Source organism: Actinophytocola glycyrrhizae, from assembly GCF_042653545.1.
GTDB lineage: Bacteria > Actinomycetota > Actinomycetes > Mycobacteriales > Pseudonocardiaceae > Actinophytocola > Actinophytocola glycyrrhizae.
In genome coordinates, this window is record NZ_JBHSIS010000006.1 from 866,377 (window position 1) to 887,018 (window position 20,642).

Sequence of the window (20,642 nt, forward strand, 5' to 3'; positions counted from 1 at the left end):
AGCCTTACCTAATCAAATAGAAAATTGCCGATGATCATCGTGCCGCGTATTGTTGAAATCATGTCGAAGTTCAACTCCATGTTGCAAGAGCAGATCCGGAACGAGTTCACCGCGTCCCAGCAGTACGTCGCGCTTGCGGTGTGGTTCGACGGCCAGGACCTGCCACAACTCGCCAAGCACTTCTACCGGCAGTCGCTGGAGGAGCGCAACCACGCGATGATGATCGTGCAGTACCTGCTCGACAACGACCTCCAGCCCGCAATTCCCGGCGTGGACGAGGTGCGCAACGATTTCTCCGACGCCGCCGACCTCGTCGCGCTCGCGCTCAAACAGGAGAAGCAGGTCACCGACGACGTCATCGGGCTCGCCAAAGTCGCCCGCGACGAGGACGACTACAAGGGCGAGCAGTTCATGCAGTGGTTCCTCAAGGAGCAGGTCGAAGAGGTGGCCCAGATGACCACGTTGCTCAACGTGGTGCGTCGTGCGAACGGCAACCTGTTCGACATCGAGAACTTCCTGGCGCGCGAGTCGGTCGGCGACACGGGCGACGACCCGCTCGCCCCGCACGCGGCAGGCGGCAAGCTCTAGTTGGTGGGCTTGCGCCACCAACGGGGCTGCGATGCCCTGAAAGGCGCGTTCAGGGCGCTGAGTGCCCTGAACGCGCCTTTCAGGGCATCGGCCCGGCCTGCGGGTGCCCGGCTAGCGGATGGTGACCTGACGGCCGATGAGACCGTCGCGGGCGCGGCGTTCCTCGCTGGTCAGCGGGTTTTTCTCCAGCGAAGCCAGCGCCTCGTCCAGCCGGGCGCCCAGCTCCTCGGCCGGCTTGGCCCACTCGCGGGCGTGCAGCTCGGAGTCGAGGTCCCACACCGGCACCAGCAGGCCGTGCGCGCGGAACGAACCGGCGTACCGCGAACCCTCGCCGAGACCCAGCTCGCCCCGCGCGTGCAGCCGCGACAGCGCGAACAGCAGCTGCTCCTCCGGCTCCGGCCGCACCCACCGCAGGTGCGCGCGGTCGCCCGCGTCGACCCAGTAGGCGGCCGGGCCGATGCGTTCCGTCGGCATGATGGCCTGGTTCGCGCGCTCCAGCGACAGCGTGACCTCACCCGCGGGCTCCTCGCCCTCCGGCAGCCACCACGAGAAGTCGCCGTGCAGCGCCGGTTCCAGCCCCGCCTTCACGTCCAGCATGTCCTGCAGGCGCTCGCGCTCGCCCTCTTCGGCCTCCGGGCCGACGACCGGCAGCACGTCGCCGGGTGCCGCATCGAGGGCCCAGCGCAGTGCACGGGCCAGGTCGCGGCTGACGTCGCTGGAACGGGTCTGCACCTGGAGCCCGACGAACGCGCTGCCGTCGGCGCGGACCAGCGCGGCCGCGGCCATCGGCAGGACGGTCGCGAGCGTCACCGTGCGGTCGGTGTCCACCGACACCGCGAGCGGCGCGGTCGCCGACGGCACGAACTCACGCAGCGCGATCAGCTCGCACTCACCGGCGAGCCCTTCGAACGGGCGGCCGACCGGCACCTCGATCGGGCCGCCGGTCAGGCCGTGGCACGCCTTGTAGCGCTTGCCCGACCCGCACGGGCAGGCCTGCCTCGGGTTGATGCCGTCGGTGGTCTTCTTGCTCTTCACGGCGGAACGCTTGGCCATGGAGCGAGACGCTACCGGTTCAGTAGCCGCAGGGTACTGGCCGGGGAGTTCGTCGCGAGGTAACGGACGCCCAGGTTCGCGCACAGGTTCACGTCGGCCGGTTCGTCGACGGTCCAGACGTAGCTCTCGTTCCCGAACGACCGCGCCCGCGCCACGTAGTCCGGGTCGGTCCGCAGCAGGTGCACCCCGGGGCCCGCGTAGTCGGCGTAGGGCGGGAGCGTGCCGTCCCAGCGGACGACGGACAGGGTCTCGAGCAGCAGCACGGTCGGCAGGGTGGCGGTGTGTCCGCGCACGCGCCGCACCGCCCGCGACGAGAACGACATCATCACCACCTGCGAGTCCTCTTTGGACCTCGGGCGGGCGAGACCGTAGCGGCGCAGCATGGCCACGAGCTTCGCCTCGACCAGACCGCCGTACCGGACGGGATGTTTGGTCTCCACGAACAGCTTCACGCCCGGTGACGCCTTCACCAGGTCCAGAAGGGACTCGAGGGTGAGCACGCCGCGTTCGGACTCGTCCGGTGTGCGCAGCACCAGCTCGTCGGCGTGCTCCGGCATGCCTGGGTGCCAGCTGCCGTAGTCCAGTTCGGACAGTCGGTCGAGGGTGAGGGTGGAGACGACGCCGCGCCCGGAGGAGGTCCGGTCGACCCGGCGGTCGTGGACACAGACGAGGTGACCGTCGCGGGAGAGGCGCACGTCGCATTCGAGGCCGTCCGCGCCCTGTTCGATGGCGAGCGCGTAGGCGGCGACTGTGTGCTCGGCCCGGTGCGCGGACGCACCCCGGTGCGCGACAACAGCGGGCTGCACGGCCGGGATCATCGCACAGCTACCGTGAGGACATGGTGTTCGACCCTCGTGACCCGGCCTTTCTCGCCGATCCGTACCCGGTGTTCGCGCAGCTGCGGGCCGACGGCCCGGTGCACTGGCACGAGCAGCTCGGTCTCGCGGTGGCGGTGTCGCACCAGGCGTGCTCCGAGGTGTTGCGCAACCGGTCGGCCGGGCGCCTGTGGCGGGACAAGGAGCCGGCGTCCGATTTCGTCGCGTTCAACCTGCTGCACCAGAACTCGCTGCTGGAGAACGAGCCCCCTCGGCACACCCGGCTGCGGCGGCTGATCTCGACGGCGTTCGCGCGCGGGCACACGGAGCGGCTGCGGCCGTGGGTGCGGTCGCTGGCCTCGACGCTGGTGACGTCGCTGGCGTCGGCGATCAAGGCGGACGGCGCGGCGGACCTGCTGGCACACGTCGCGGCGCCGCTGCCGGTGGAGGTGATCGCCGAGCTGCTCGGTGTGCCGGCGGCGGACCGGGCGAAGCTGCAGCCGTGGTCGAACGCGATCGTGAAGATGTACGAGTACGACCTGCCCGCCGTGGCGGCGGCCGCCGCCGAGGACGCGGCGGCCGAGTTCGTGGACTACCTGCGTGCGCTGGCGGCCACGCGCGTGTCGTCGCCGGGCCCGGACCTGATCAGTGACCTGGTGGCGGTGCGCGCCGGTACGGACCGGTTGACCGGCGACGAGTTGGTCGGCACCGCGGTGCTGCTGCTGATGGCGGGGCACGAGGCGACGGTGAACGTCATCGGCAACGGGGTGCTGGCGCTGCTGCGGCACCGCGCGGAGTGGGACCGGCTTGTGGCGTCGCCCGAGCTGCTGCCGACCGCGGTGGAGGAACTGATCCGCTTCGACGCGCCGCTGCAGCTGTTCGAACGGACCGCGACCGCGCCGACGACGGTGGCCGGGTACGCGCTGGAGCCGGGCGACAGGATCGCGGCGCTGCTCGGTGCGGCGGCACGTGATCCCGAGGTGTTCGAGGAACCGGACCGGCTGGACGTGGGGCGGTCGCCGAACGCGCACCTGGGGTTCGGGGCGGGGATCCACTACTGCGTGGGTGCGCCGCTGGCGCGGGTGGAGATCGCCGCGGCGCTGGAGGCGCTGGTGACGGAGCTGCCGGGACTGCGCCTGGCCGAGGAACCGGACCGCCGCCCGGAGTTCGTGATCCGCGGCCTGCACTCCCTGCCGGTCACGGTGTGACGCCGGGCCCGCACCCCCAAGAACCCGGAAACCACGCGCCACCGACCGAAACCGCCCGGAAGGCAGCCCCCACCCGATCCCGGGGGCATCCCGCCTTGCCAGTCTACCAGGGGTGGGTGACAGTCGAGGGGTTGTCGATCTTGCTTGTGGATAACTGAGGCAGCTGTGGACAACTCGCCAAGAACGAGCGCCGAACCGGAAACTCGCGGGTCCGGAACGGGGAACTCGCGGGTTCCGAACCGGGGACTCGCAGGTCCTGAACCGGGGACTCGCGGGTTCCGAAACGGGGACTCGCGGGTTCTGAACGGGGGACTCGCGGGGTTAGCGGCGGGAGGGGGTGGGGCGGGTTTGGCGTAGTGGGGGGGTTGGGGCGTTTTTTATTTGGATTACTCGTAGGTAGCGGACTGTTGTGGGGTTTATGGGGGCCAGCAGTGTTGTCAGGCGGCGGATCAGCAGGGCGGTCAGGACCGCCACCCCGGCTGCCGACAGGTCCGTCAGTGCGCTCAGGACGATGCTGTCCGCGTGGGCCTGGACGCTGTCGCGGAAGCGCCACGCCACCGTGGTCGCGAACAGGACGCCTGCCGCTGCCCACGTCGCCCACCAGATCGCCACGGGCTTGGTCGGGCGGGGGCGGGTGGTGGCCGGGCGGTGGAGGACCTGGTGTTCCAGTTCCGTGAGGATCACGCCTGCCATGGCCAGGTTCACGCCGGGGACCAGCAGGTAGACCAGCACCTGCCAGTCCGGGCGGGTCACCTGCTGGTGTGCCAGGTCGGCCGCCGCGTGGCGGGCCAGGTGCAGCCACCACAGGGCGACTATCGCCGCCAGCACCGTGAACGCCAGGGTCAGCACACCCGCGATGGTCACCACCGCGTCCGACGTGCTCACCAGACGGGCCGACAGGGCGCCCGTGCGGCTTTCCAGCAGCAGCACGTACCGCCAGATCTCGCCGCCCGCGGTGATCAGGGCCAGGCACGCCAGTGCCCACATCATCGCCGAGGCGTGACCAGCCACCGCGCGTACGCGGTCGACGGTCACCGGCTGGTCCGGCAGGGTGCCCGGGACGGTCGTCGGCCAGCGCCAGGCCAGTGCCGGGAAGCCCCACCGCGGTGGTGTGCGGTAGCCGGGCGGGCCCAGGTACGGCAGGCGCCTGCGCGGCCGGGGACGGCGGCCGGTGCCCGGGGGCACCGTCGCTGTCCAGCGCTGGCGGGGCTGCGTCACCTCAGATGACCGCCGGGGCGCCGCTGTCCGCGTCCATCGGGCGGCCCGCCGCCGCCCACGACTGCATGCCGCCGTCGACGTTCTTCGCGTCCCAGCCGTTGGCGTTCAGGTAGGCGGTCACGCGGGCGGAGCGGCCGCCGCTGCGGCACACCACGTACACCTCGTTGTCCGCCGGGAGGTCGCCCAGCCTCTCCGCGAGCTCGCCCATCGGGATGTGCACCGCTCCCGGGGCGTGTCCTGCCGCCCACTCGTCCGGCTCGCGCACGTCGAGCAGCGTCACATCGTCCGGCAGCGGCTCCGGGAGGTCCGGGACGGTCACGGTCGGCACCTGCTGTGGCATCACGACCACGATGCTGCCACGTCGGCCCGTAGGACGCCTGTGAGCCGGTCAACCCAGGTTCGTCACCAGCCTCGTCGCGATCTCCGCAAGCTGCGCCCCGGTGGTCGGCAGCTTCCCCCGGCCACCGGCGATGGTGAACGCGCCGCCGCCGGTCGGCACCAGGTCCGCTTCGCTCCACCCCGCGGCCGTGAGGATGTACTCGCGCCCGTCCGGCCGGTAGATCCGCAGGTGCTGCACAGGCTGTTGCGGGTTGCCAGGATGGACCTGGTGGAGCTGCAGCACGGTGCCGTCGGCGAGGACGTGCCGTGCGGGTGGCAGGCACTCGCCGTAGAAATACAGCGACGCGCCGGCCATCGCCACCGGGGTGCCGCCGTACACGCGGACCTCCAGCTGGAGCTGGCCGTTGCCGTTGTCCATCGGGACCTCGACCTCGAGGTAGCCGCTCGGGCCGTCCAGCTTGGCCGAGTAGGACTCCCACGTGGCCCTGGTGGCGCTCGCCACCGGACCGGTCACCGCCTGGACCGCGCCGGTGAACGCCGGTTCCACGACTGCCCGCGGCAGCAGCGAGTCCGGCGGTGTCCCCGGCACGTGGCTCGACGGGTTCCGGTCGCAGACCGCCTCGTCGATCGGGATCGTCTCCCAGCCCGGCAGCGGTCCGGCCGGCGCCGGGCGGGTCGTGGGTGTGGTGGAGCCGGCCACGCGCACCCCGCCGCCGCCCTGCCCGGCCGGCCGCAACAGCACCGCCGTGACGCCGATCGCGGCGACCACCGCCACCACACCGCCACGGCGCTCGCACGCTGCGCGAACACGCGGCGCAGCACCTGGTCGACCGTCGTCGACACCGGTGGGCCCGGCTCGTCGTTAAGGTCCGGAGCGCGTGGCGTGCCGCGTTGTCGTCGTCGAACATCTCACGCACCTCGCATCTCCATGCTGACGTCACCCTTGTGGTAGGCGGTGCGCAGGGCGGCAAGGCCGCGCGCCGTCTGGCTCTTGACCGTGCCCGCCGTGCAGCCGAGCGTCTCGGCCACCTGCTCGACGGAGAGGTCGGCGACGTACCTCAGCACCAGCACCGCGCGCTGCCCTGGCGGCACGGCGAGGAGCGCGGCCCGCAGCGCGAGCCGCTCCCCTGGCCCTGCGTCGGCGGGCGCGGTCGTGTCCGGTGGCTCCGTCCCTACTACGCGGTGCCCGGCGCGAAGGTTGCACGCGAAGGTTGACATCGTGCTTGGTCGAGGTTCGAGGCTGGTGAGGTGAACGACATCGACGAGATCAGACAGGTGGTGGCGGACGTCGAACGTGGGTTCAACACCCATGACGCCGCCCTGATGAACAAGCACGTCGCCCCGGACGCGACGCTGGTGAGTGCCATGGGCGTGCGGCTCACGGGCATCGACGAGGTGATGGCGGCGAGCGAGGCAGGGCTCGCCGGGCCGCTGCGTGACCAGTACGCCAGGTACGAGGTGAAGGACGTGCGTTTCGTGCGGCCGGACGTCGCGCTGGCGTACAAGGAGGCGTACGCGATCACCGCCGACGGCGCGCCGATCGACGTCGACCACACCATGTGCGCGCTGTACGTGCTGGTCAAGGAGGACGGCCGCTGGCTGATCACGGCCCGTCAGAACACGTTGGTGCCCAGGTGACGCGAGCGGCCCCCGGCGTGGTCGCCGGGGGCCGCTTCAACAGGGGGACTAGTGGGCCACCGCCTTCTCGGCGCCGGCGCCGGTGAGGCTGCGGACCTCCATCTCCGCGTACTTCGCGCCGTTGTACTCCTTCGAGGTCTTCGAGCCGATCCAGCCGAGGACGAACGCGACCGGGATCGAGACCAGGCCCGGGTTGCGCAGCGGGAACCACGAGAAGTCCACGCCGGGGAACATCGAGGTCTCCGTGCCCGACACCGCGGGCGAGAAGACGATCAGGCCGACGCACACGATCAGGCCGCCGTAGATGCTCCACAGCGCGCCCCGGGTGTTGAAGCCCTTCCAGAACAGCGAGTAGAGAATCGTCGGCAGGTTCGCCGACGCCGCCACCGCGAACGCCAGCGCCACCAGGAACGCGATGTTCTGGCCGCTCGCCACGATGCCGCCCACGATCGCGACCGCACCGATCACCAGTGCGGTGATGCGGGCGACGCGGACCTCGGCCGCCTTGTCGTCGGCCGCGCCCTTCTTGATCACGTTGGCGTAGATGTCGTGGGCGAACGACGCCGACGCCGTGATCGTCAGGCCCGCGACCACCGCGAGGATCGTCGCGAAGGCGACCGCCGCGATGATGCCCAGCAGCACCGTGCCGCCCAGCGCGTACGCGAGCAGCGGGGCCGCCGAGTTCACCCCGCCGGGTGCCGCCTGGATCGTCTCCGCGCCGACCAGCGCACCCGCGCCGTAGCCGAGGACCAGGGTGAACAGGTAGAAGATGCCGATCAGCCAGATCGCCCACACGACCGACTTCCGCGCTTCCTTGGCGGTCGGCACGGTGTAGAAGCGCATCAGGATGTGCGGCAGGCCCGCGGTGCCGAGCACCAGCGCGAGCGCCAGCGACACGAAGTCGAGCCGCGACAGGCCGGAGATGCCGTACTGCTTGCCCGGGGCGAGCAGCGCCTCGCCGCCCTCGCCGACCTTGTCCACCGCGGCGCCGAGCAGGCTCGACAGGTTGAAGCCGTACTTGCCGAGCACCCACACGGTCATCACGAGCGCACCCGTGATCAGCAGCGTCGCCTTGATGATCTGCACCCACGTGGTGCCGCGCATGCCGCCGATGATCACGTACAGGATCATCACGACACCGACCACCGCGATGACCAGCGCCTGCCCGACCTTGCTGTCGACGTTCAGCAACAGCGACACCAGGCCGCCCGCGCCCGCCATCTGGGCGAGCAGGTAGAAGAACGACACGACCAGCGTGGACGTCGCCGCCGCCGCGCGGACCGGGCGCTGCCGCATCCGGAAGCTCAGCACGTCACCCATCGTGTACTTGCCGGTGTTGCGGAGCAGCTCCGCGACCAGCAGCAACGCGATGAGCCACGCGACGAGGAAGCCGATCGAGTACAGGAAGCCGTCATAGCCGTTGACGGCGATGGCGCCCGCGATGCCGAGGAACGACGCCGCCGACAGGTAGTCACCGGAGATCGCCACACCGTTCTGCGCGCCGGTGAACGAATGACCCGCCGCGTAGTAGTCGACGGCGGTCTTCGACGTGCGGCTCGCCCGGAACACGATCACCATCGTGACCGCGACGAACAACGCGAAGATGCCGAGGTTGAGCCAGGTGTTGCTGCCCTCGACGCCCTGTGCCAGCTTCATCACGCGACCCCCTCGGCGTCCTCACGGATCTTGTCCGCGATCGGGTCGAGTTTCTTGTTCGCGTGCCGCACGTACAGGCTCGTGATCACGAACGTCGAGACGAACTGCAGCAGACCGAAGATCAGCCCGATGTTGATGTTGCCGAAGACCTTCGTGCCCATGAACTCGTGCGCGTAGTCGGACAGCAGCACGTACAGCAGGTACCAGGCGAGGAACGCGACGGTCATCGGGAACACGAAGCCGCGCAGGCGGCGCCTCAACTGGACGAACTCCGCGCTCTGCTGGATGGTCTCCCAGTCGGGGCCCGGTGGGCCCTCGTCGGTGGTGCTCACGTTGCCTCCATGGGGTGTGAACCGGGTGGTAAGACCCTAGGAAGGCGTTAACGTGGCGTGAATCGATCGTGGATCAACCGCTTGGTCGCACGACGAGTGGTCGACGAACGGTCCAAATGCGCGACGAGTGGCGCAGGTCACATCTTGGACACGCGCAGAAAAGCTGTCCAACCAGATTCGGGGAGGCGCAGCATCCCTCGCTCGGGTGACTTGGAGTCGCGCACCGCCACGGAAAGCCCGACGAAGGCCACTTCGACACAGTTGCCGTTGCTGCCGTCCTGCGTGCTGCGGCTGCTCTTCCGCCAGGCAAGATCCACTGTGGCCGCCTCTGTCATTCGTGGCTGATGCGCTTGATCAACGCGACCGAGTCATCAGGGCTCAGCGCTTCGACGCCCAGCCGGTCGAATTTCAGTCTACAGGGCCCGGACCTCGTCATCCTCCTCGATATGCAGGGCTCCCGTGGCGTACTCGACGTAGAGCAGGTCGGGTTCGTCGCGGTCGTGGAATGACAACAATGTGAAGCCTCCGTCCAAGGCGCTGTGCATCTTCAACGGCAGCACCTGCAGGCAGACGCTCGGTAGTCCGGCCATCTCGATCAGGTGCTGGAGCTGCTGGCGCATCACGTCCCGGCCGCCGACATCCCTGCGTAGCGCCGATTCATCGACGATCACCGACAGTTCGAGCAGGTCATGCTCGCTCGTGAGACGCTCCTGGCGGATGAGGCGAACCTCGATGTCGTTGTGCAATTCCTCGGCTGATCGCCTTCGGCGGCTGTGGGCGAACAGCGCGCGGATGTATTCCTCGGTGTGCAGGAGGCCGGGCAGCATCAGGCCGGAGAACTCCCGGACCGTGGAGGCGTAGGTTTCGACGTCGACGTAACCCATGTCCTTGATTCCGTAGGCGCGGAACCATGGGGGTTTGGCTGCTTCGCGGGCCTCTTCGACGAGGGTTTCGTCGTAGTGGTCGTAGATGTCCATGGCGGAGCGGATGAAATGCACGTCCGCGCGAGTGGCGCCGGTTTCGATGCGCTGTAAGGCACTGCGCGTCTTGTCCAGGCGCTTCGCGGCCTCGGCCAGCGTGAAGTCGGCTTCCTCGCGGATCTCCCTCAGACGACGCCCCAGCCTGCGCCGGAGGAACGGTGCTCGCTTGCCCACGACTCATGATCGCAGTTGTCGGGCCCAATGCTGGGAAACCCACTGCTGCGAGTTCATCGGGACACTGAAATGCCATGGAAGGACGACTCTTCACACTTGTCAGCGTCGAGAACGAGGCCGATATCTTCGCATGGGGAATGGAGATCACGGCACCCGGCGAGCAGGAAGCCGTGACCTATTGCCGCAACCCGGTCACCAATCAGACAGTGTTCGGGCTGCACTCGAACGCGGAATCCGCGTTGCGGCGGTACGGCAGGACATTTCACTTGCGGTTGGTCTGGGAGGACTGAGCGCGGTCGCGCAGCGCCCTGAGGCGATCCGCCTGGGTCTGGTCGCGGTTGTCGTTGAGGTGCAGGCGAAGCATGGCCGTACGGGCCCATGGCGGTGGCCTGCCGCGCAGCGACACGGCGACCATCGTGAGGAACGCCAGCGGGACCGACCACGGCGCGGGCTGTGCCACGAGGATCGCGAGCCAGCCCGTGACCGGCACGCCCAGCAGGGTGGCCGCGATGGCGCTCGACGAGGTGACGAGGCCGACGACGACGCCGGACATGGCGCCGGTGACCGTGAGGCGTGACCACCAGATGCCGAGCACGAGCAGTGGGCAGAACGTGGAGGCGGCGACGGTGAACGCCCAGGTGACGAGCACCCCCGCGTCGAGCCGGATCGCTTGCAGGGCAAGGAGGACCACGACCGCGGCGGCCAGCACGACCGTGACGCGGAGGCGGCGCAGGCCGCCGGGGAGCAGGTCGTAGGCGATGGCGCCGGAGACGACCAGGAGCAGTCCGAGCGAGGTGGCGAGGAACGCGGCGAACGCGCCGCCGGTGAGCAACGCGGTGAAGACGCTGCCGGGCCAGCCGGTGTCGACCTGCGCCGGGAGCGCGACGACCGCAGTGTCGGTGGCGCCGGAGAGGTAGAGCTGCGGGACCAGGACGCGGCCGAGGACGCCGTAGATGCCGGGGAACAGGTAGAAGATGCCGAGCAGGCCGACCGTGAAGGCGGCGGTGCGGCGGGCGGCGCGGCCGTCGGGACTGGTGTGGAAGCGCATGATCACGTGCGGGAGGCCCATGGTGCCCAGCGCCAGTGCCACGGTGAGGGCCCAGGTGCTGAGGAGCGGGTGGCCCGCGTCCTCCAGGTCCAGGAGCGGGCGGCCCCAGCCGGTGCCGCCCGGGCGGGCCTCGCCGACCACCTCGGGGACCTGGGCGCCTTCCTCGAAGTCGACGGTGGCGCCCTGGGGGACCTCCCAGCGTTCGCCGTCCAGTTCGAGGGTGGTGCCGATGCGGAAGTGGACCGTCGTGTCCTGGGTGAAATGGGTGAACTCGACGGGGTTGACCGCGTCCGCCCTGGTCTGCGGGCTCACCTGGATGAGGAGCCAGACCGCGGGGACGATGAACAGGACCAGCTTCAGGACGAACTGGAACGCCTGGACGTAGGTGGCGGCGCGCATGCCGCCGAGCGCGAGGGTGATCGCCACGCCGGTGCCCGCGATGACCACACCGACCCAGTACGGGGTGTTGCTGACCGCGGAGAGGACCAGGCCCGCGGTGCGGAACTGGGGCACGAGGTAGAGGCCGCCGATGACGAGGATGACCGCGGCGGTGACGCGCCGGAGCGCGGGTGAGTTGAGGCGGGCTTCCGCGAAGTCGGGAACCGTCAGCGCACCGGAGCGGCGCATGGGGGCGGCGACGAGGACGAGCATCGCGATGTAGCCGGCGGTGAAGCCGACCGGGTACCAGAGTGCGCCGATGCCGTCCTTGACGACCAGGCCTGCCACGCCGAGGAACGACGCGGCGGAGAGGTACTCGCCGGAGACGGCGGCGGAGTTGAGGAGCGGCGAGACGCGGCGGGAGGCGACGAGGAAGTCGGAGGTGGTGCGCATGGCCGCGACGCCACGGAGTCCGATGAGGAGCGTGATGAGCACGACCGGGGCGACGGCGAAGGCAAGAATCACAGTGCGTCCAAACCACGCTCGCCCAGCCCCCACCCGAACCCGGGGGGCGTCCCTGGTCCAGTCTATCGGTGGGGGCCGACAGTGGCGGGGTCGGCGACCTCGCCTGTGGACAACTGTGTCGGCTGTGGACAACTCGCGCCGGTGCCGGGTGGTCGGCCCACCGTCACCGGCTGTCCTCCGCCTTCTCCGCGCGGCGTAGCTGCCAGGCGGCCAGGAGTGCCAGCGCGGGGTACGGGAGGACGGCCAGCGCCAGCCACGACACCGGGATGCCCAGCAGCCGAACCTCGTCCAGCCCCGGGAACACGGCGAACAGCAGCGGCAGGCCCAGGATGCCCGCGAACAGCAACGCCAGCGGGGCCACCGCGAGCCGCAGTTGGCGGTGGTGCAGTTCGACGGCGCGTTCCGCGCCGGGACCGTCGAGTTTGGGCACCCGCCAGCGGCCTCTGGCCCGGCGGCGGGAATGGGCGAGGCGGGTCTGCGGGCTCATCACCGCGATGCGCTTCTGCCCCGGCATCTACCGGCGGTCCAGTTGGCCGGACTTCGCGGCGGACAACAGCTTCTCGCGCAGGTCGCGGGCGTGGCGGCGGGACACCGGGACGTCGCCGAGGTCGGTGTGCGCCAGCAGGCCGCCGACGGAGTCGCTGCGGAGCTCGCGGACCGCGTCCAGTGCCACCAGGAAACTGCGGTGCACCCGGACGAAACCGGCCGGTTCCCAGTACTCCTCCAGCCGCGAGATCGGCATGCGGACCACGTGCACCCCGGACACCGCGTGCAGGTGCACGTAGTCGCCGTGCGCCTCGACGTAGTGGACCTCCGTGCGGCGGATGTAGCGGGTGCGGCCGTCGGACTCCACCGGCAGCGCGGCCATCGCGTCCGGGGACTCCGATGTCGGGCGGGCGTCCGGGATCATGCGGTGCACGCGGGCCAGCGCGTCGGCGAGGCGTTCCGCGCGGACCGGTTTCAGCAGGTAGTCGACCGCGCCGATGCCGAACGCCGCCACCGCGTGCTGCTCGTAGGCGGTCACGAACACGATCGCAGGCGGCTCGTTCAGGCGGGCCAGCAGCGTCGCCAGCTCCAGGCCGTCGAGGCCGGGCATGGAGATGTCCAGGAACACCGCGTCGTAGCGGCCGTTCTGGATCATGCGCAGCGCGGACAGGGCGTCGCCCGCGCTCGCCACCTCCGACACGTCCGGGTTGTCGGCCAGCAGGCGGCACAACTCGGTCAGCGCGGGCGGGACGTCGTCGACCGCCAGCACCGAGAGGCGGGTCACCGCGTGCGCGGAGCGAACCGTCATCCCGGCATCACCCCCGGCTGGAACCTCGGGATCCGCACGACCACCCGGGTTCCCTCGCCGACCGCCGTCTCCACCACCAGCCCGTACCAGGGGCCGTAGACGCTGCGGAGCCGGCGGTCCACGTTGGCGAGCCCGACGCTGTCCGCACCGCCGCGGCCCGCCAGGATCGCCTCCGCGAGGGCCGGGTCCATGCCGACCCCGTCGTCCTCAACGCTGATCACGCAGTCGTTCCCTTCCGCCTCGCCGCGGACCTGCACGTGCCCGGTGCCCGTACGCGGCTCGATCCCGTGGCGGACGGCGTTCTCCACCAGAGGCTGCAGCACCAGGTACGGGAGCGCCACCGCGAGCACCTCCGGCGCGACCCGCACCTGCACCTGCAGTCGCTCCCCCAGCACCGCGCGTTGCAGTGCGAGGTAGGTCTCGATCGCGTGAAACTCGTCCGCCACGGTCGTGTACTCGCCGTGTTTCGCCAAGCTGTAGCGGATGTAGTCGGCGAAGTCGAGCATCAGCTCACGGGACCGGTCCGGTTCGGAGCTGACGAGCGCGGCGATGACGGTCAGCGCGTTGTAGACGAAGTGCGGCGAGATCTCCGCACGCAGCGCCCGCAGCTCGGCCTGCGCCGCCTGTTCGGCCGACGCCGCCAGCCTGCCGCGTTCGAGGGCCTCCACGACCCAGGAGGACGCTTCCCGCACCGCGGCCCGGCGGGACGCGCCCGCCACCACCAGCACACCGGCCAGTTCGTGGTCAACGTGCAGGGGGACCGCGACCAGCGGGGAACGTCCCTCGCGGTTCTCACTGTGCAGGACGCGTTCGACCAGCGCGTTCGCGTCCGCGTAGAACGGCGGCTCGTCCGGGGCCCAGACCGCGCGGCCGGACAGGTCGGCCAGCGCCACGTAGTCGGCGTCCAGCAGCCTGCGCAGACCGCGGGCCGCCGTGCGCACACCCGCGCCGGACAGGCCGTCCTTCAGCTCCTCGGCGATGTGGCGTGCCATGCCGAGCACTGACACCGCCATCCGGGCTCCCATCGTCCGCGACTGGGCTCGCGTAGATGTTAATGGCGGACCTGCCCGATCCCGCTACCGCGCGGCGGCGCACTCCTCGATCCCCGCCGCTTCCGCTTCCTGGGGTGTTCCTTCCGCACGGCCCGCTCCTCGGCCGGGAATCACCCGTACGTGCTGCCGGTCATGGCCGGTTCCCGGGTTCGCGTCGTGGTCGCGGAGGTGTGCGGCGAGTGCCGTGCGCAGGTACTGGCGGCACATCAGGACGTCGCCGCGATCGACGACTGTTCCCACGTGAAACCGTCCGGGTCGGTGAAGGTGCCGCCGCCGAGCGTGATCCGGTGCGAGCCGGTGCCCTCGGGAGGTACACCCGCGTCCTTGGCGAGGGCCCTGCGCCGGTACAGGCCCAGCTTGACAGCGCCCGGTTCTGCGGCGAACTCGACGTACATGCGGGCGAAGCTCTTCGCCACGGTGAGGCCGTGCTCAACGTAGAACTTCCTGCTCGCCGGGATGTCGGCGACGCCGAGCAGGAGGACGATCTCGTCGAACCTCCCGGTGGCCGGGCCGGTGTCCTTCTTCGCCGGGGTCGCGATCTTCCAGATCGTCCCGTCCGGCGCGGCCACCACGGCGCCGCAGCCCCACATCGACTTCGCGACGGGCTTGAGCGGGGTCGCCCCGGCCTCGACGGCGGCGTCGAACAGGGCCGTGACGTCCGCGGGCTGGGCCGTGATGAGGGACAGGGTGAACCCGCGGAAGCCGGTGGCCGGTTCCGCCGAGGCGCGCAGGCGCACGCGGGAGTCCAGCCCGAAGGCCGCCGCGTAGAAGCGTTCCGCGGCCGCTGTGTCGGTCACCTCGATGGTGATGTCGTCGATCGATGTCATGCCGGAAACGCTAGGCGCGGCCCGCTGACCGGCGCTTCTCGATTCCTGACCGGTCTACTTGCGGTGGCGGCCGTCCGCCAGCCGGGACCGTTCCTCCGCCGTGCCGAAGCTCGCCACCGCGCGGTCGCGGGTGAGGCCGAGGTTGTCCGGCGCGTGCATGCGCAGCCGGATCTGTGCCACGTCGGCCGGGATCCGCGCCGCCGTCGCCTTGCTCACGATGATCACCGTGAGGAACGCGACCGGGACCGTGATCAACGCGGGCTGACCGAACACCCCTGGCGCCCAGCCACCGGTCAGGTTGCTGATCGTGTTGACCACCAACGCGGTCAGCACCAGCCCACCGCCGACGACCATGCCCGCGGCGGCACCGACCCACGTGAGCTTGCGCCACCACACCCCCAGCAGCAGGATCGGGCAGAACGTGGACGCGGCCAGCGCGAACGACATGCCGACGGTCAGCGAGATGTCCGTCTGCCGCACCGCGATCGCGAGCACCAGCGGCACCCCGCCCGCGACGGCCGTCGCGAACCGGAAGTCCCGCACCCGGCCGCGCAGCACGTCCGTCGACAGCACCCCCGCCACGCTCACCACCAGACCGGACGACGTCGACAGGAACGCCGCGAACGCACCGGCCGTGAGCACCGCGCCGAGGATGTCGCCGAGGAGGCCCGGCGCGATCCCGCTCGGCAGGTTCAGCACCGCCGCGTCGGTCTTGCCGGTGACCAGCAGCTCCGGCACGTACAGCCGGGACAGCGCACCGAGCATGATCGGGAACAGGTAGAACAGCGACAGCAGCAGCAGCACGTGCAGCGTGGTGCGGCGGGCGGCCTGGCCGTCGGGGTTGGTGTAGAAGCGGACCAGCACGTGCGGCAGGCCCATGGTGCCCAGGAACAGCGCCAGTATCAGCGAGTACGTGGTGAACAGGTCACCCCCGCTGGACGTCGGGGCGAGCCAGCTCGCGTTGTCCGTCGGCGCGCCGACGACCACCGGGACCGAGGATCCCTTCGAGAAGTTCAGCGTGGTGCCCGCGCCGACCTCGTGGATGCCGGGCGCCCAGTAGACCGTCCCGCTCGCCGGCTCGCCGTCGGTCTCGCCGCGGGCCGCGAGCACCACCGGCTCGGTCACCTGCAACAACACCGGGGTCTGCACGTCGATCTCGACGTTCTGCGTGAACGTCGGCGGCAACGCCTCGGTCAGCGTCGTCGCCTCCCCGTCACGCACCCCGCCGTTGCCGATGAACAGCAGGCACATCACGAACGTCGGCGCGGCGATCGCGAACAGCTTCAGCCAGTACTGGAACGCCTGCACGACCGTGATCGCGCGCATGCCGCCACCGAACACGTTGACGATCACCACGACCGTCACCACGGTCGCGCCGACCCACGTCGGCACCGGCAGGATGTCCGCGAGCGCCTGCCCGGCCAGCTGGAGCTGCGGGACCACGTACAGGATCCCGATGAACACCACGAACACCGCGGCCAGGCCACGCAGCGCGCGGGAGCCCAGCCGGGCCTCGCAGAAGTCGGGCAGCGTGTAGGCACCCGAGCGGCGCAGCGGCGCGGCGACGAACAACATCAGCGCCAGATAGCCCGCGGTGAAGCCGATCGGGTACCAGAGCGCGTCGGCGCCGTCCTTCAGCACCAGCCCCGCGACCCCCAGGAACGACGCGGCGGACAGGTACTCGCCGGAGACGGCGGCCGCGTTGCGGCGGGAACGGACGGTGCGGCGGGCGACGAGGAAGTCCTGCGCGGTGCTGGCCGCGCGGGACGACCGCCAGCCGATGGAGAAGGTCGCGACGATGACCGCAACGGCACCGGACAGGGCCCAGATGTTTGCGCTCACCGGTCCTCTTACGTTGTCACCGCTACTTCTCGACCATCGCGACGAAGTCGCGTTCCTGCCGCTCGGCAACCACGTTGTACCAGTACCCGACGCCGAACAACAACGGGAACGGCGCCAGCCCGAGAACCAGCCACGGCAGCCGCACGCCCGCGAGGGTGATCTGCGAGAGCTGCGGGAGGAAGAAGAACAACGCGGGCAGGGCGGCGAAGAACGCGAACGTCGAGAGCCAGAACTTCAGCGCGGTGCGGAACTGCGCACGGATCAGCTGGCGGACCAGCTCCTCGCCGTAGCTGGTCTGTTCCTCCAGCTCGATGACCGTGCGCAGCCGGGTGACCGGGGCACGCGAGTCGGCGAGCACCACACGCTTGCGGCGCGGTTTCGTCGGCGGATCGGAGTACGACCGCCGCGCCCCCTGCTCCTCGCGCCCAGGACCAGCCGAATGACGACTCACGACCGGTCGCCCCGCGCCTGATGCTCTGCTTGACGATTCGCTCCGCAAGCTCCGCTCATGACTCCGCAAGCTCCGTTCACAAGCCGCCGCGGCGCACGATCCGGTCCTTCAGCTCCCGCGTGTGCCGACGGCTCACCGGCAGCTTGCGCTCCTCGTCGCCGATCACCACGTGGTAGCCGTTGCCGCCGAGCTGCAGCTCGGTGATCAGGTTGATCGGCACCAGGTACGAGCGGTGGATGCGGACGAAACCCGCCTTCTCCCACCGCTCCTCCAGCTGCGCGAGCGGGATGCGCACCAGGTGCGAGCCCTCGGTGGTGAACAGGCGCGCGTAGTCGCCCTGCGCCTCCACCCAGCGGACCGACGAGCGCGGGATGAGCTTCGTGTTGCCAGCCAGCTCGACCGGAATGACCTCGTCGTCCGCCGGTTCCGACGCGACCTGCGGCGCCTCGCCGACCAGCCCGTCGCCGCGCAGCTTGGAGATCACCCGCTGCACCGCGCGGTCCATGCGGGTCTGGTCGCACGGCTTCGGGATGAAGTCGACCGCGCCGAGGTCGAACGCCTCGACCGCGTCGTTGCCCTCGCCGTGCCCGGTGATGAACACCAGCACCGGCGACGGTTTGAACCCGGCGAGGACCTTCGCCATCTCCATGCCGGTCAGCCCCGGCATCTTCAGGTCGGAGAAGACCGCGTCCACGATCGGCTTGCCGGCGGTTCTGCGCGCGGTCAGCTCGGGGTCGCCGCCACCCAGCTCGCGCAGCGCCTCGGTCGCGTCGAACGCCTGGATGACGCGCCGCACGTAGCGGTTCGCGTCGAGTCGTTCGACCATCAGGTCCATGCCGTCCTTCTCGTCGTCCACGGCGAGGACGACGAGACCCGGGGTGTTCGGTGAAGTGCTCACGGTGACCCGCATCTTGCCGATGGGAAGTGTCTTCTGTCCATGGTGTTACCACTCGTGGGTGACGCGGTCAGAGCCCGTAACGCGACCAGATCGCCCGGTGTTCGATGGCCGTGAGCAGCGACTGGGCCGCGCCACCCACCCCGAGACGGGCGAGCAGCGGCCGCTTCGGCTCGGCCACGACCAGCTCCGCCGCCGGGAACCGCGAGGTCAGCACGGCGCGCAGGTTGCCGATGCCGTCGACGATGCCGAGCTCCTTGGCCTTCGCGCCGGTCCAGATCTCACCGTTGAACAGGTCGTCGCCGTCGTCGAGCCGGTCGCGGCGGCGTTCCCTCACCCACGACACGAACTGGTCGTGCAGCTGGGACTGCAGGCCCTTCAACCACTCCACGTCCTCGTCCTTCTCCGGACGGAACGGGTCGAGCCGCACCTTGTGCGCGCCCGCGGTGTACACGCGGCGCTCGACACCGACCCGTTCCAGCAGCCCGTTGAGCCCGAAACCCGCGGTGACCACACCGATCGAGCCGACCAGCGACGACGAGTGCGCGTAGATCTCGTCGGCGGCGCACGCGAGCCAGTAGCCGCCGGACGCCGCGACGTCCTCGCAGAACGCGAGGACCGGGACCTTCTTCTTGTCGGCCAGTTCCCTGATGCGCTCGCTCACCAGCGCGGACTGCGTCGGCGCGCCACCCGGCGAGTTGATCGCGAGCGCGACCGCGGACAGCCGCTCGTGGTCGAAGGCCTTGACGAGGGCCTGTTCCACGGTGTTGACGTTGATCGTGCCGCGGCTCAGCGGCGACGGGGTCGGGGTGATGACGCCGTGCAGTTTGACCACCGCGACGACGGGTTTGGCGGTGCCCCGGTTCATGGGGAGGCGGGCGGTCAGCTTCTCCGTGACACTCATGGAACCACCCTACGTATCCCGCGCGGGTTCGCCCGCTCATGTTCGGTATGGGGACGCAGGTGCGCTGGCGGGCGTGGCTCGGCATGGGGGACGCCGCGCACCTGTCGCGGATCGACGTCGCGGAGTTCGCGTCGTGCGCGGCGGCGCGGGCCTGGGTCGAGCGGCGGCTGTCGGCGGTGTGGGCGCGGCCGGGGCTCGCCGTGTTCGGGTCGGTCGACCGGGGGGTCTACCTGGACGGGACGCCGGGGGCCGCGACCCGCTGGGCGCTCGACCCGCACTGGGCGGGCCTGGACGCGGACGTGGTCGACGGACACGTCCACTGGCACCGCCCCGGCCACCGCGCACGCGGCTAGATCTCATGTCGGCTGCGGGTCGGGACGGGTGATGCCCTGAAAGGCGCGTTCAGGGCGCTCAGCGCCCTGAACGGCCCATTGACGGCATTGGGTGTGCCCGGGGTGCTAGGGCGTGTCCTGTGGATCATGGAACGGGGTCTTTGAGCCAGATCCGGATCGAGGCGACGTCGATGGTGGCCTGGTACATGAAGTCGCGTTGTCGTAGCGGGTGGCCACGGCCCGGAATCCCTTGAGTTTGTTGATACAGCGTTCGGCGGTGTTGCGTTGCTTGTAGCGTTCGGGGTCGAAGGCGGGAGGTCGTCCGCCGCGGCTGCCGCGCTTGGCGCGGTGGCGGATCTGGTCGGTCTTCTCGGGGATTGTCGCGGTGATCCCACGCCGGCGGCACTGTTCGCGGATGGCCTTGCTGGAGAACGCCTTGTCCCCCAGCAGATGTCCCGGCGTGGCGCGAGGACGCCCCGGACCGGTGCGGCCGATCCGGATACCGTCCATCACCGCGGCGAAAGCGGTCGAGTCATGCCGGTGCCCGCCTGTGGTTACACGCGAAACCGGGCGTGCCCGCGAGTCACCGGCCAGCACGATCTTCGTGGTCAACCCACCCCGAGACCGTCCCAGAGCCTCCCGCTCAGCGACCTGTTTCGCGGACAACTCGCCGGAATTCTTGTCATTCGACCGATCCCCCTGTGTGAGCAGGTGGGGTGTGACGGGAACCGGCGGCGTGCTGGTGGGCACGGACCACGGTGCCATCGACCGCGATCGTCCAGTCCGGGCCCTCCGGCTGATCGCATCCACGACGCAGCTCGTCGAGGATGTCCGCCCACACACCCTCGATCGCCCACCGATAGTGCCGGTTATAGATCGTCTTCCAATTCCCATACGCCTCAGGGATATCCCGCCACGACGCACCCGCCCGCGTCCGCCACAACACCGCGTTGATCACCTGTCGGTGATCCATCCACCGACCACCCCGACACGGCGTCCGATCCGGCAACAACGGCTCCAGCCGCGCCCACTCCTCATCAGCCAAATCATGCCGATCAAACATTCCCTCGTTCTACCGAACACATCCCACCAA

The 20,642-nt window shown here is 70.1% G+C and carries 25 protein-coding genes and 1 pseudogene; 5 read left to right on the top strand and 21 right to left on the bottom strand.

Annotated features, from left to right (window positions below; genetic code table 11):
- The first annotated feature begins 60 nt into the window (after positions 1 to 60).
- The gene (locus ACFPCV_RS14830) at positions 61 to 588 is read left to right on the top strand and encodes a ferritin (protein WP_378056706.1); all 528 of its coding nucleotides are present in this window, start codon (positions 61 to 63) and stop codon (positions 586 to 588) included.
- A 111-nt stretch (positions 589 to 699) separates the two neighbouring features.
- On the opposite strand, the gene ACFPCV_RS14835 is transcribed toward ACFPCV_RS14830, so the two are convergent.
- Both ACFPCV_RS14835 and ACFPCV_RS14840 read right to left on the bottom strand, forming a co-directional pair.
- Complete coding sequence (locus ACFPCV_RS14835; protein WP_378056707.1) at positions 700 to 1,641, bottom strand: DUF5926 family protein; 942 nt, start codon at positions 1,639 to 1,641, stop codon at positions 700 to 702.
- 11 nt (positions 1,642 to 1,652) lie between these two features.
- The gene (locus tag ACFPCV_RS14840) at positions 1,653 to 2,447 is read right to left on the bottom strand and encodes a glycerophosphodiester phosphodiesterase (RefSeq protein WP_378056708.1); all 795 of its coding nucleotides are present in this window, start codon (positions 2,445 to 2,447) and stop codon (positions 1,653 to 1,655) included.
- Between the two features lie 32 nt (positions 2,448 to 2,479).
- Between ACFPCV_RS14840 and ACFPCV_RS14845 the strand changes: the two genes are divergently transcribed.
- Complete coding sequence (locus tag ACFPCV_RS14845; RefSeq protein ID WP_378056709.1) at positions 2,480 to 3,664, top strand: cytochrome P450; 1,185 nt, start codon at positions 2,480 to 2,482, stop codon at positions 3,662 to 3,664.
- Between the two features lie 321 nt (positions 3,665 to 3,985).
- On the opposite strand, the gene ACFPCV_RS14850 is transcribed toward ACFPCV_RS14845, so the two are convergent.
- From ACFPCV_RS14850 to ACFPCV_RS14865, 4 genes are all read right to left on the bottom strand, one after another.
- Positions 3,986 to 4,882 carry a DUF4328 domain-containing protein gene (locus tag ACFPCV_RS14850; protein WP_378056710.1) on the bottom strand — a complete coding sequence of 299 codons (897 nt, stop codon included), beginning with the start codon at positions 4,880 to 4,882 and terminating at the stop codon, positions 3,986 to 3,988.
- Position 4,883: 1 nt separating this feature from the next.
- Positions 4,884 to 5,222 (bottom strand): rhodanese-like domain-containing protein, encoded by a 339-nt coding sequence (locus ACFPCV_RS14855; RefSeq protein ID WP_378056711.1) that lies wholly within the window; start codon positions 5,220 to 5,222, stop codon positions 4,884 to 4,886.
- A 48-nt stretch (positions 5,223 to 5,270) separates the two neighbouring features.
- Positions 5,271 to 5,999, bottom strand: coding sequence for a hypothetical protein (locus ACFPCV_RS14860; protein WP_378056712.1), 729 nt, complete (start codon positions 5,997 to 5,999; stop codon positions 5,271 to 5,273).
- A 131-nt stretch (positions 6,000 to 6,130) separates the two neighbouring features.
- Positions 6,131 to 6,439, bottom strand: coding sequence for a sigma-70 family RNA polymerase sigma factor (locus ACFPCV_RS14865; RefSeq protein WP_378056713.1), 309 nt, complete (start codon positions 6,437 to 6,439; stop codon positions 6,131 to 6,133).
- A gap of 30 nt (positions 6,440 to 6,469) precedes the next feature.
- On the opposite strand from ACFPCV_RS14865, the gene ACFPCV_RS14870 reads away from it, so the two are divergent.
- Positions 6,470 to 6,859: an SgcJ/EcaC family oxidoreductase gene (locus ACFPCV_RS14870; RefSeq protein ID WP_378056714.1), complete on the top strand. Its 390-nt coding sequence runs from the start codon at positions 6,470 to 6,472 to the stop codon at positions 6,857 to 6,859.
- A gap of 48 nt (positions 6,860 to 6,907) precedes the next feature.
- Here ACFPCV_RS14870 and ACFPCV_RS14875 read toward each other — a convergent pair whose 3' ends face one another.
- The 4 genes from ACFPCV_RS14875 to ACFPCV_RS14890 form a co-directional block, all read right to left on the bottom strand.
- Positions 6,908 to 8,515 (bottom strand): solute symporter family protein, encoded by a 1,608-nt coding sequence (locus ACFPCV_RS14875; protein WP_378056715.1) that lies wholly within the window; start codon positions 8,513 to 8,515, stop codon positions 6,908 to 6,910.
- Entirely contained in the window at positions 8,515 to 8,847 is a 333-nt protein-coding gene (locus tag ACFPCV_RS14880; protein ID WP_378056716.1) for a DUF485 domain-containing protein, read from the bottom strand. Before ACFPCV_RS14880 ends, ACFPCV_RS14875 begins: the two co-directional genes overlap by 1 nt.
- 137 nt (positions 8,848 to 8,984) lie before the next feature.
- A complete protein-coding gene (locus ACFPCV_RS14885) occupies positions 8,985 to 9,182 on the bottom strand; it encodes a DUF397 domain-containing protein (RefSeq protein ID WP_378056717.1) in 198 nt (65 codons plus the stop codon).
- A 78-nt stretch (positions 9,183 to 9,260) separates the two neighbouring features.
- The gene (locus tag ACFPCV_RS14890; protein WP_378056718.1) at positions 9,261 to 10,001 is read right to left on the bottom strand and encodes a Scr1 family TA system antitoxin-like transcriptional regulator; all 741 of its coding nucleotides are present in this window, start codon (positions 9,999 to 10,001) and stop codon (positions 9,261 to 9,263) included.
- Positions 10,002 to 10,075: 74 nt separating this feature from the next.
- Between ACFPCV_RS14890 and ACFPCV_RS14895 the strand changes: the two genes are divergently transcribed.
- Positions 10,076 to 10,291, top strand: a complete 216-nt coding sequence (locus tag ACFPCV_RS14895) for a hypothetical protein (protein WP_378056719.1) — start codon at positions 10,076 to 10,078, stop codon at positions 10,289 to 10,291.
- Here the strand turns inward: ACFPCV_RS14895 and ACFPCV_RS14900 are convergent.
- The 10 genes from ACFPCV_RS14900 to ACFPCV_RS14945 form a co-directional block, all read right to left on the bottom strand.
- Entirely contained in the window at positions 10,264 to 11,952 is a 1,689-nt protein-coding gene (locus tag ACFPCV_RS14900) for a sodium/solute symporter (protein ID WP_378056720.1), read from the bottom strand. The two genes, ACFPCV_RS14895 and ACFPCV_RS14900, sit on opposite strands and share 28 nt — an antisense overlap.
- A gap of 163 nt (positions 11,953 to 12,115) precedes the next feature.
- Positions 12,116 to 12,466 carry a hypothetical protein gene (locus ACFPCV_RS14905; RefSeq protein ID WP_378056721.1) on the bottom strand — a complete coding sequence of 117 codons (351 nt, stop codon included), beginning with the start codon at positions 12,464 to 12,466 and terminating at the stop codon, positions 12,116 to 12,118.
- Positions 12,467 to 13,246 carry a LytR/AlgR family response regulator transcription factor gene (locus ACFPCV_RS14910; RefSeq protein ID WP_378056722.1) on the bottom strand — a complete coding sequence of 260 codons (780 nt, stop codon included), beginning with the start codon at positions 13,244 to 13,246 and terminating at the stop codon, positions 12,467 to 12,469.
- Positions 13,243 to 14,259: a sensor histidine kinase gene (locus tag ACFPCV_RS14915; RefSeq protein WP_378056723.1), complete on the bottom strand. Its 1,017-nt coding sequence runs from the start codon at positions 14,257 to 14,259 to the stop codon at positions 13,243 to 13,245. The genes ACFPCV_RS14910 and ACFPCV_RS14915 overlap by 4 nt, the downstream gene beginning before the upstream one ends.
- Before the next feature lie 63 nt (positions 14,260 to 14,322).
- A complete protein-coding gene (locus tag ACFPCV_RS14920; protein ID WP_378056724.1) occupies positions 14,323 to 14,538 on the bottom strand; it encodes a hypothetical protein in 216 nt (71 codons plus the stop codon).
- Entirely contained in the window at positions 14,505 to 15,125 is a 621-nt protein-coding gene (locus ACFPCV_RS14925) for a glyoxalase (protein WP_378056725.1), read from the bottom strand. The genes ACFPCV_RS14920 and ACFPCV_RS14925 overlap by 34 nt, the downstream gene beginning before the upstream one ends.
- 54 nt (positions 15,126 to 15,179) lie before the next feature.
- Entirely contained in the window at positions 15,180 to 16,967 is a 1,788-nt protein-coding gene (locus ACFPCV_RS14930) for a sodium/solute symporter (RefSeq protein ID WP_378056726.1), read from the bottom strand.
- 22 nt (positions 16,968 to 16,989) lie between these two features.
- Complete coding sequence (locus ACFPCV_RS14935; RefSeq protein ID WP_378056727.1) at positions 16,990 to 17,418, bottom strand: hypothetical protein; 429 nt, start codon at positions 17,416 to 17,418, stop codon at positions 16,990 to 16,992.
- Positions 17,419 to 17,494: 76 nt separating this feature from the next.
- Positions 17,495 to 18,328, bottom strand: coding sequence for a LytR/AlgR family response regulator transcription factor (locus ACFPCV_RS14940; RefSeq protein ID WP_378056728.1), 834 nt, complete (start codon positions 18,326 to 18,328; stop codon positions 17,495 to 17,497).
- A gap of 55 nt (positions 18,329 to 18,383) precedes the next feature.
- Positions 18,384 to 19,217, bottom strand: a complete 834-nt coding sequence (locus ACFPCV_RS14945) for a S49 family peptidase (protein WP_378056729.1) — start codon at positions 19,215 to 19,217, stop codon at positions 18,384 to 18,386.
- A gap of 47 nt (positions 19,218 to 19,264) precedes the next feature.
- Here ACFPCV_RS14945 and ACFPCV_RS14950 point away from each other — a divergent pair, with 47 nt between their 5' ends.
- Positions 19,265 to 19,570, top strand: coding sequence for a hypothetical protein (locus ACFPCV_RS14950; protein WP_378056730.1), 306 nt, complete (start codon positions 19,265 to 19,267; stop codon positions 19,568 to 19,570).
- 124 nt (positions 19,571 to 19,694) lie between these two features.
- Here the strand turns inward: ACFPCV_RS14950 and ACFPCV_RS14955 are convergent.
- Positions 19,695 to 20,612 (bottom strand): annotated as a pseudogene (locus ACFPCV_RS14955) (IS5 family transposase).
- Positions 20,613 to 20,642: the final 30 nt, after the last annotated feature.

Bases quoted from the DNA above. Each gene is read 5' to 3' on its own strand.
- ACFPCV_RS14830 (WP_378056706.1), top strand. From the start codon at position 61: ATGTCGAAGTTCAACTCCATGTTGCAAGAGCAGATCCGGAACGAGTTC.
- ACFPCV_RS14835 (WP_378056707.1), bottom strand. From the start codon at position 1,641: ATGGCCAAGCGTTCCGCCGTGAAGAGCAAGAAGACCACCGACGGCATC.
- ACFPCV_RS14845 (WP_378056709.1), top strand. From the start codon at position 2,480: ATGGTGTTCGACCCTCGTGACCCGGCCTTTCTCGCCGATCCGTACCCG.
- ACFPCV_RS14855 (WP_378056711.1), bottom strand. From the start codon at position 5,222: ATGCCACAGCAGGTGCCGACCGTGACCGTCCCGGACCTCCCGGAGCCG.
- ACFPCV_RS14865 (WP_378056713.1), bottom strand. From the start codon at position 6,439: ATGTCAACCTTCGCGTGCAACCTTCGCGCCGGGCACCGCGTAGTAGGG.
- ACFPCV_RS14875 (WP_378056715.1), bottom strand. From the start codon at position 8,515: ATGAAGCTGGCACAGGGCGTCGAGGGCAGCAACACCTGGCTCAACCTC.
- ACFPCV_RS14885 (WP_378056717.1), bottom strand. From the start codon at position 9,182: ATGACAGAGGCGGCCACAGTGGATCTTGCCTGGCGGAAGAGCAGCCGC.
- ACFPCV_RS14895 (WP_378056719.1), top strand. From the start codon at position 10,076: ATGGAAGGACGACTCTTCACACTTGTCAGCGTCGAGAACGAGGCCGAT.
- ACFPCV_RS14905 (WP_378056721.1), bottom strand. From the start codon at position 12,466: ATGCCGGGGCAGAAGCGCATCGCGGTGATGAGCCCGCAGACCCGCCTC.
- ACFPCV_RS14910 (WP_378056722.1), bottom strand. From the start codon at position 13,246: ATGACGGTTCGCTCCGCGCACGCGGTGACCCGCCTCTCGGTGCTGGCG.
- ACFPCV_RS14915 (WP_378056723.1), bottom strand. From the start codon at position 14,259: ATGGCGGTGTCAGTGCTCGGCATGGCACGCCACATCGCCGAGGAGCTG.
- ACFPCV_RS14925 (WP_378056725.1), bottom strand. From the start codon at position 15,125: ATGACATCGATCGACGACATCACCATCGAGGTGACCGACACAGCGGCC.
- ACFPCV_RS14940 (WP_378056728.1), bottom strand. From the start codon at position 18,328: ATGCGGGTCACCGTGAGCACTTCACCGAACACCCCGGGTCTCGTCGTC.
- ACFPCV_RS14945 (WP_378056729.1), bottom strand. From the start codon at position 19,217: ATGAGTGTCACGGAGAAGCTGACCGCCCGCCTCCCCATGAACCGGGGC.
- ACFPCV_RS14950 (WP_378056730.1), top strand. From the start codon at position 19,265: ATGGGGACGCAGGTGCGCTGGCGGGCGTGGCTCGGCATGGGGGACGCC.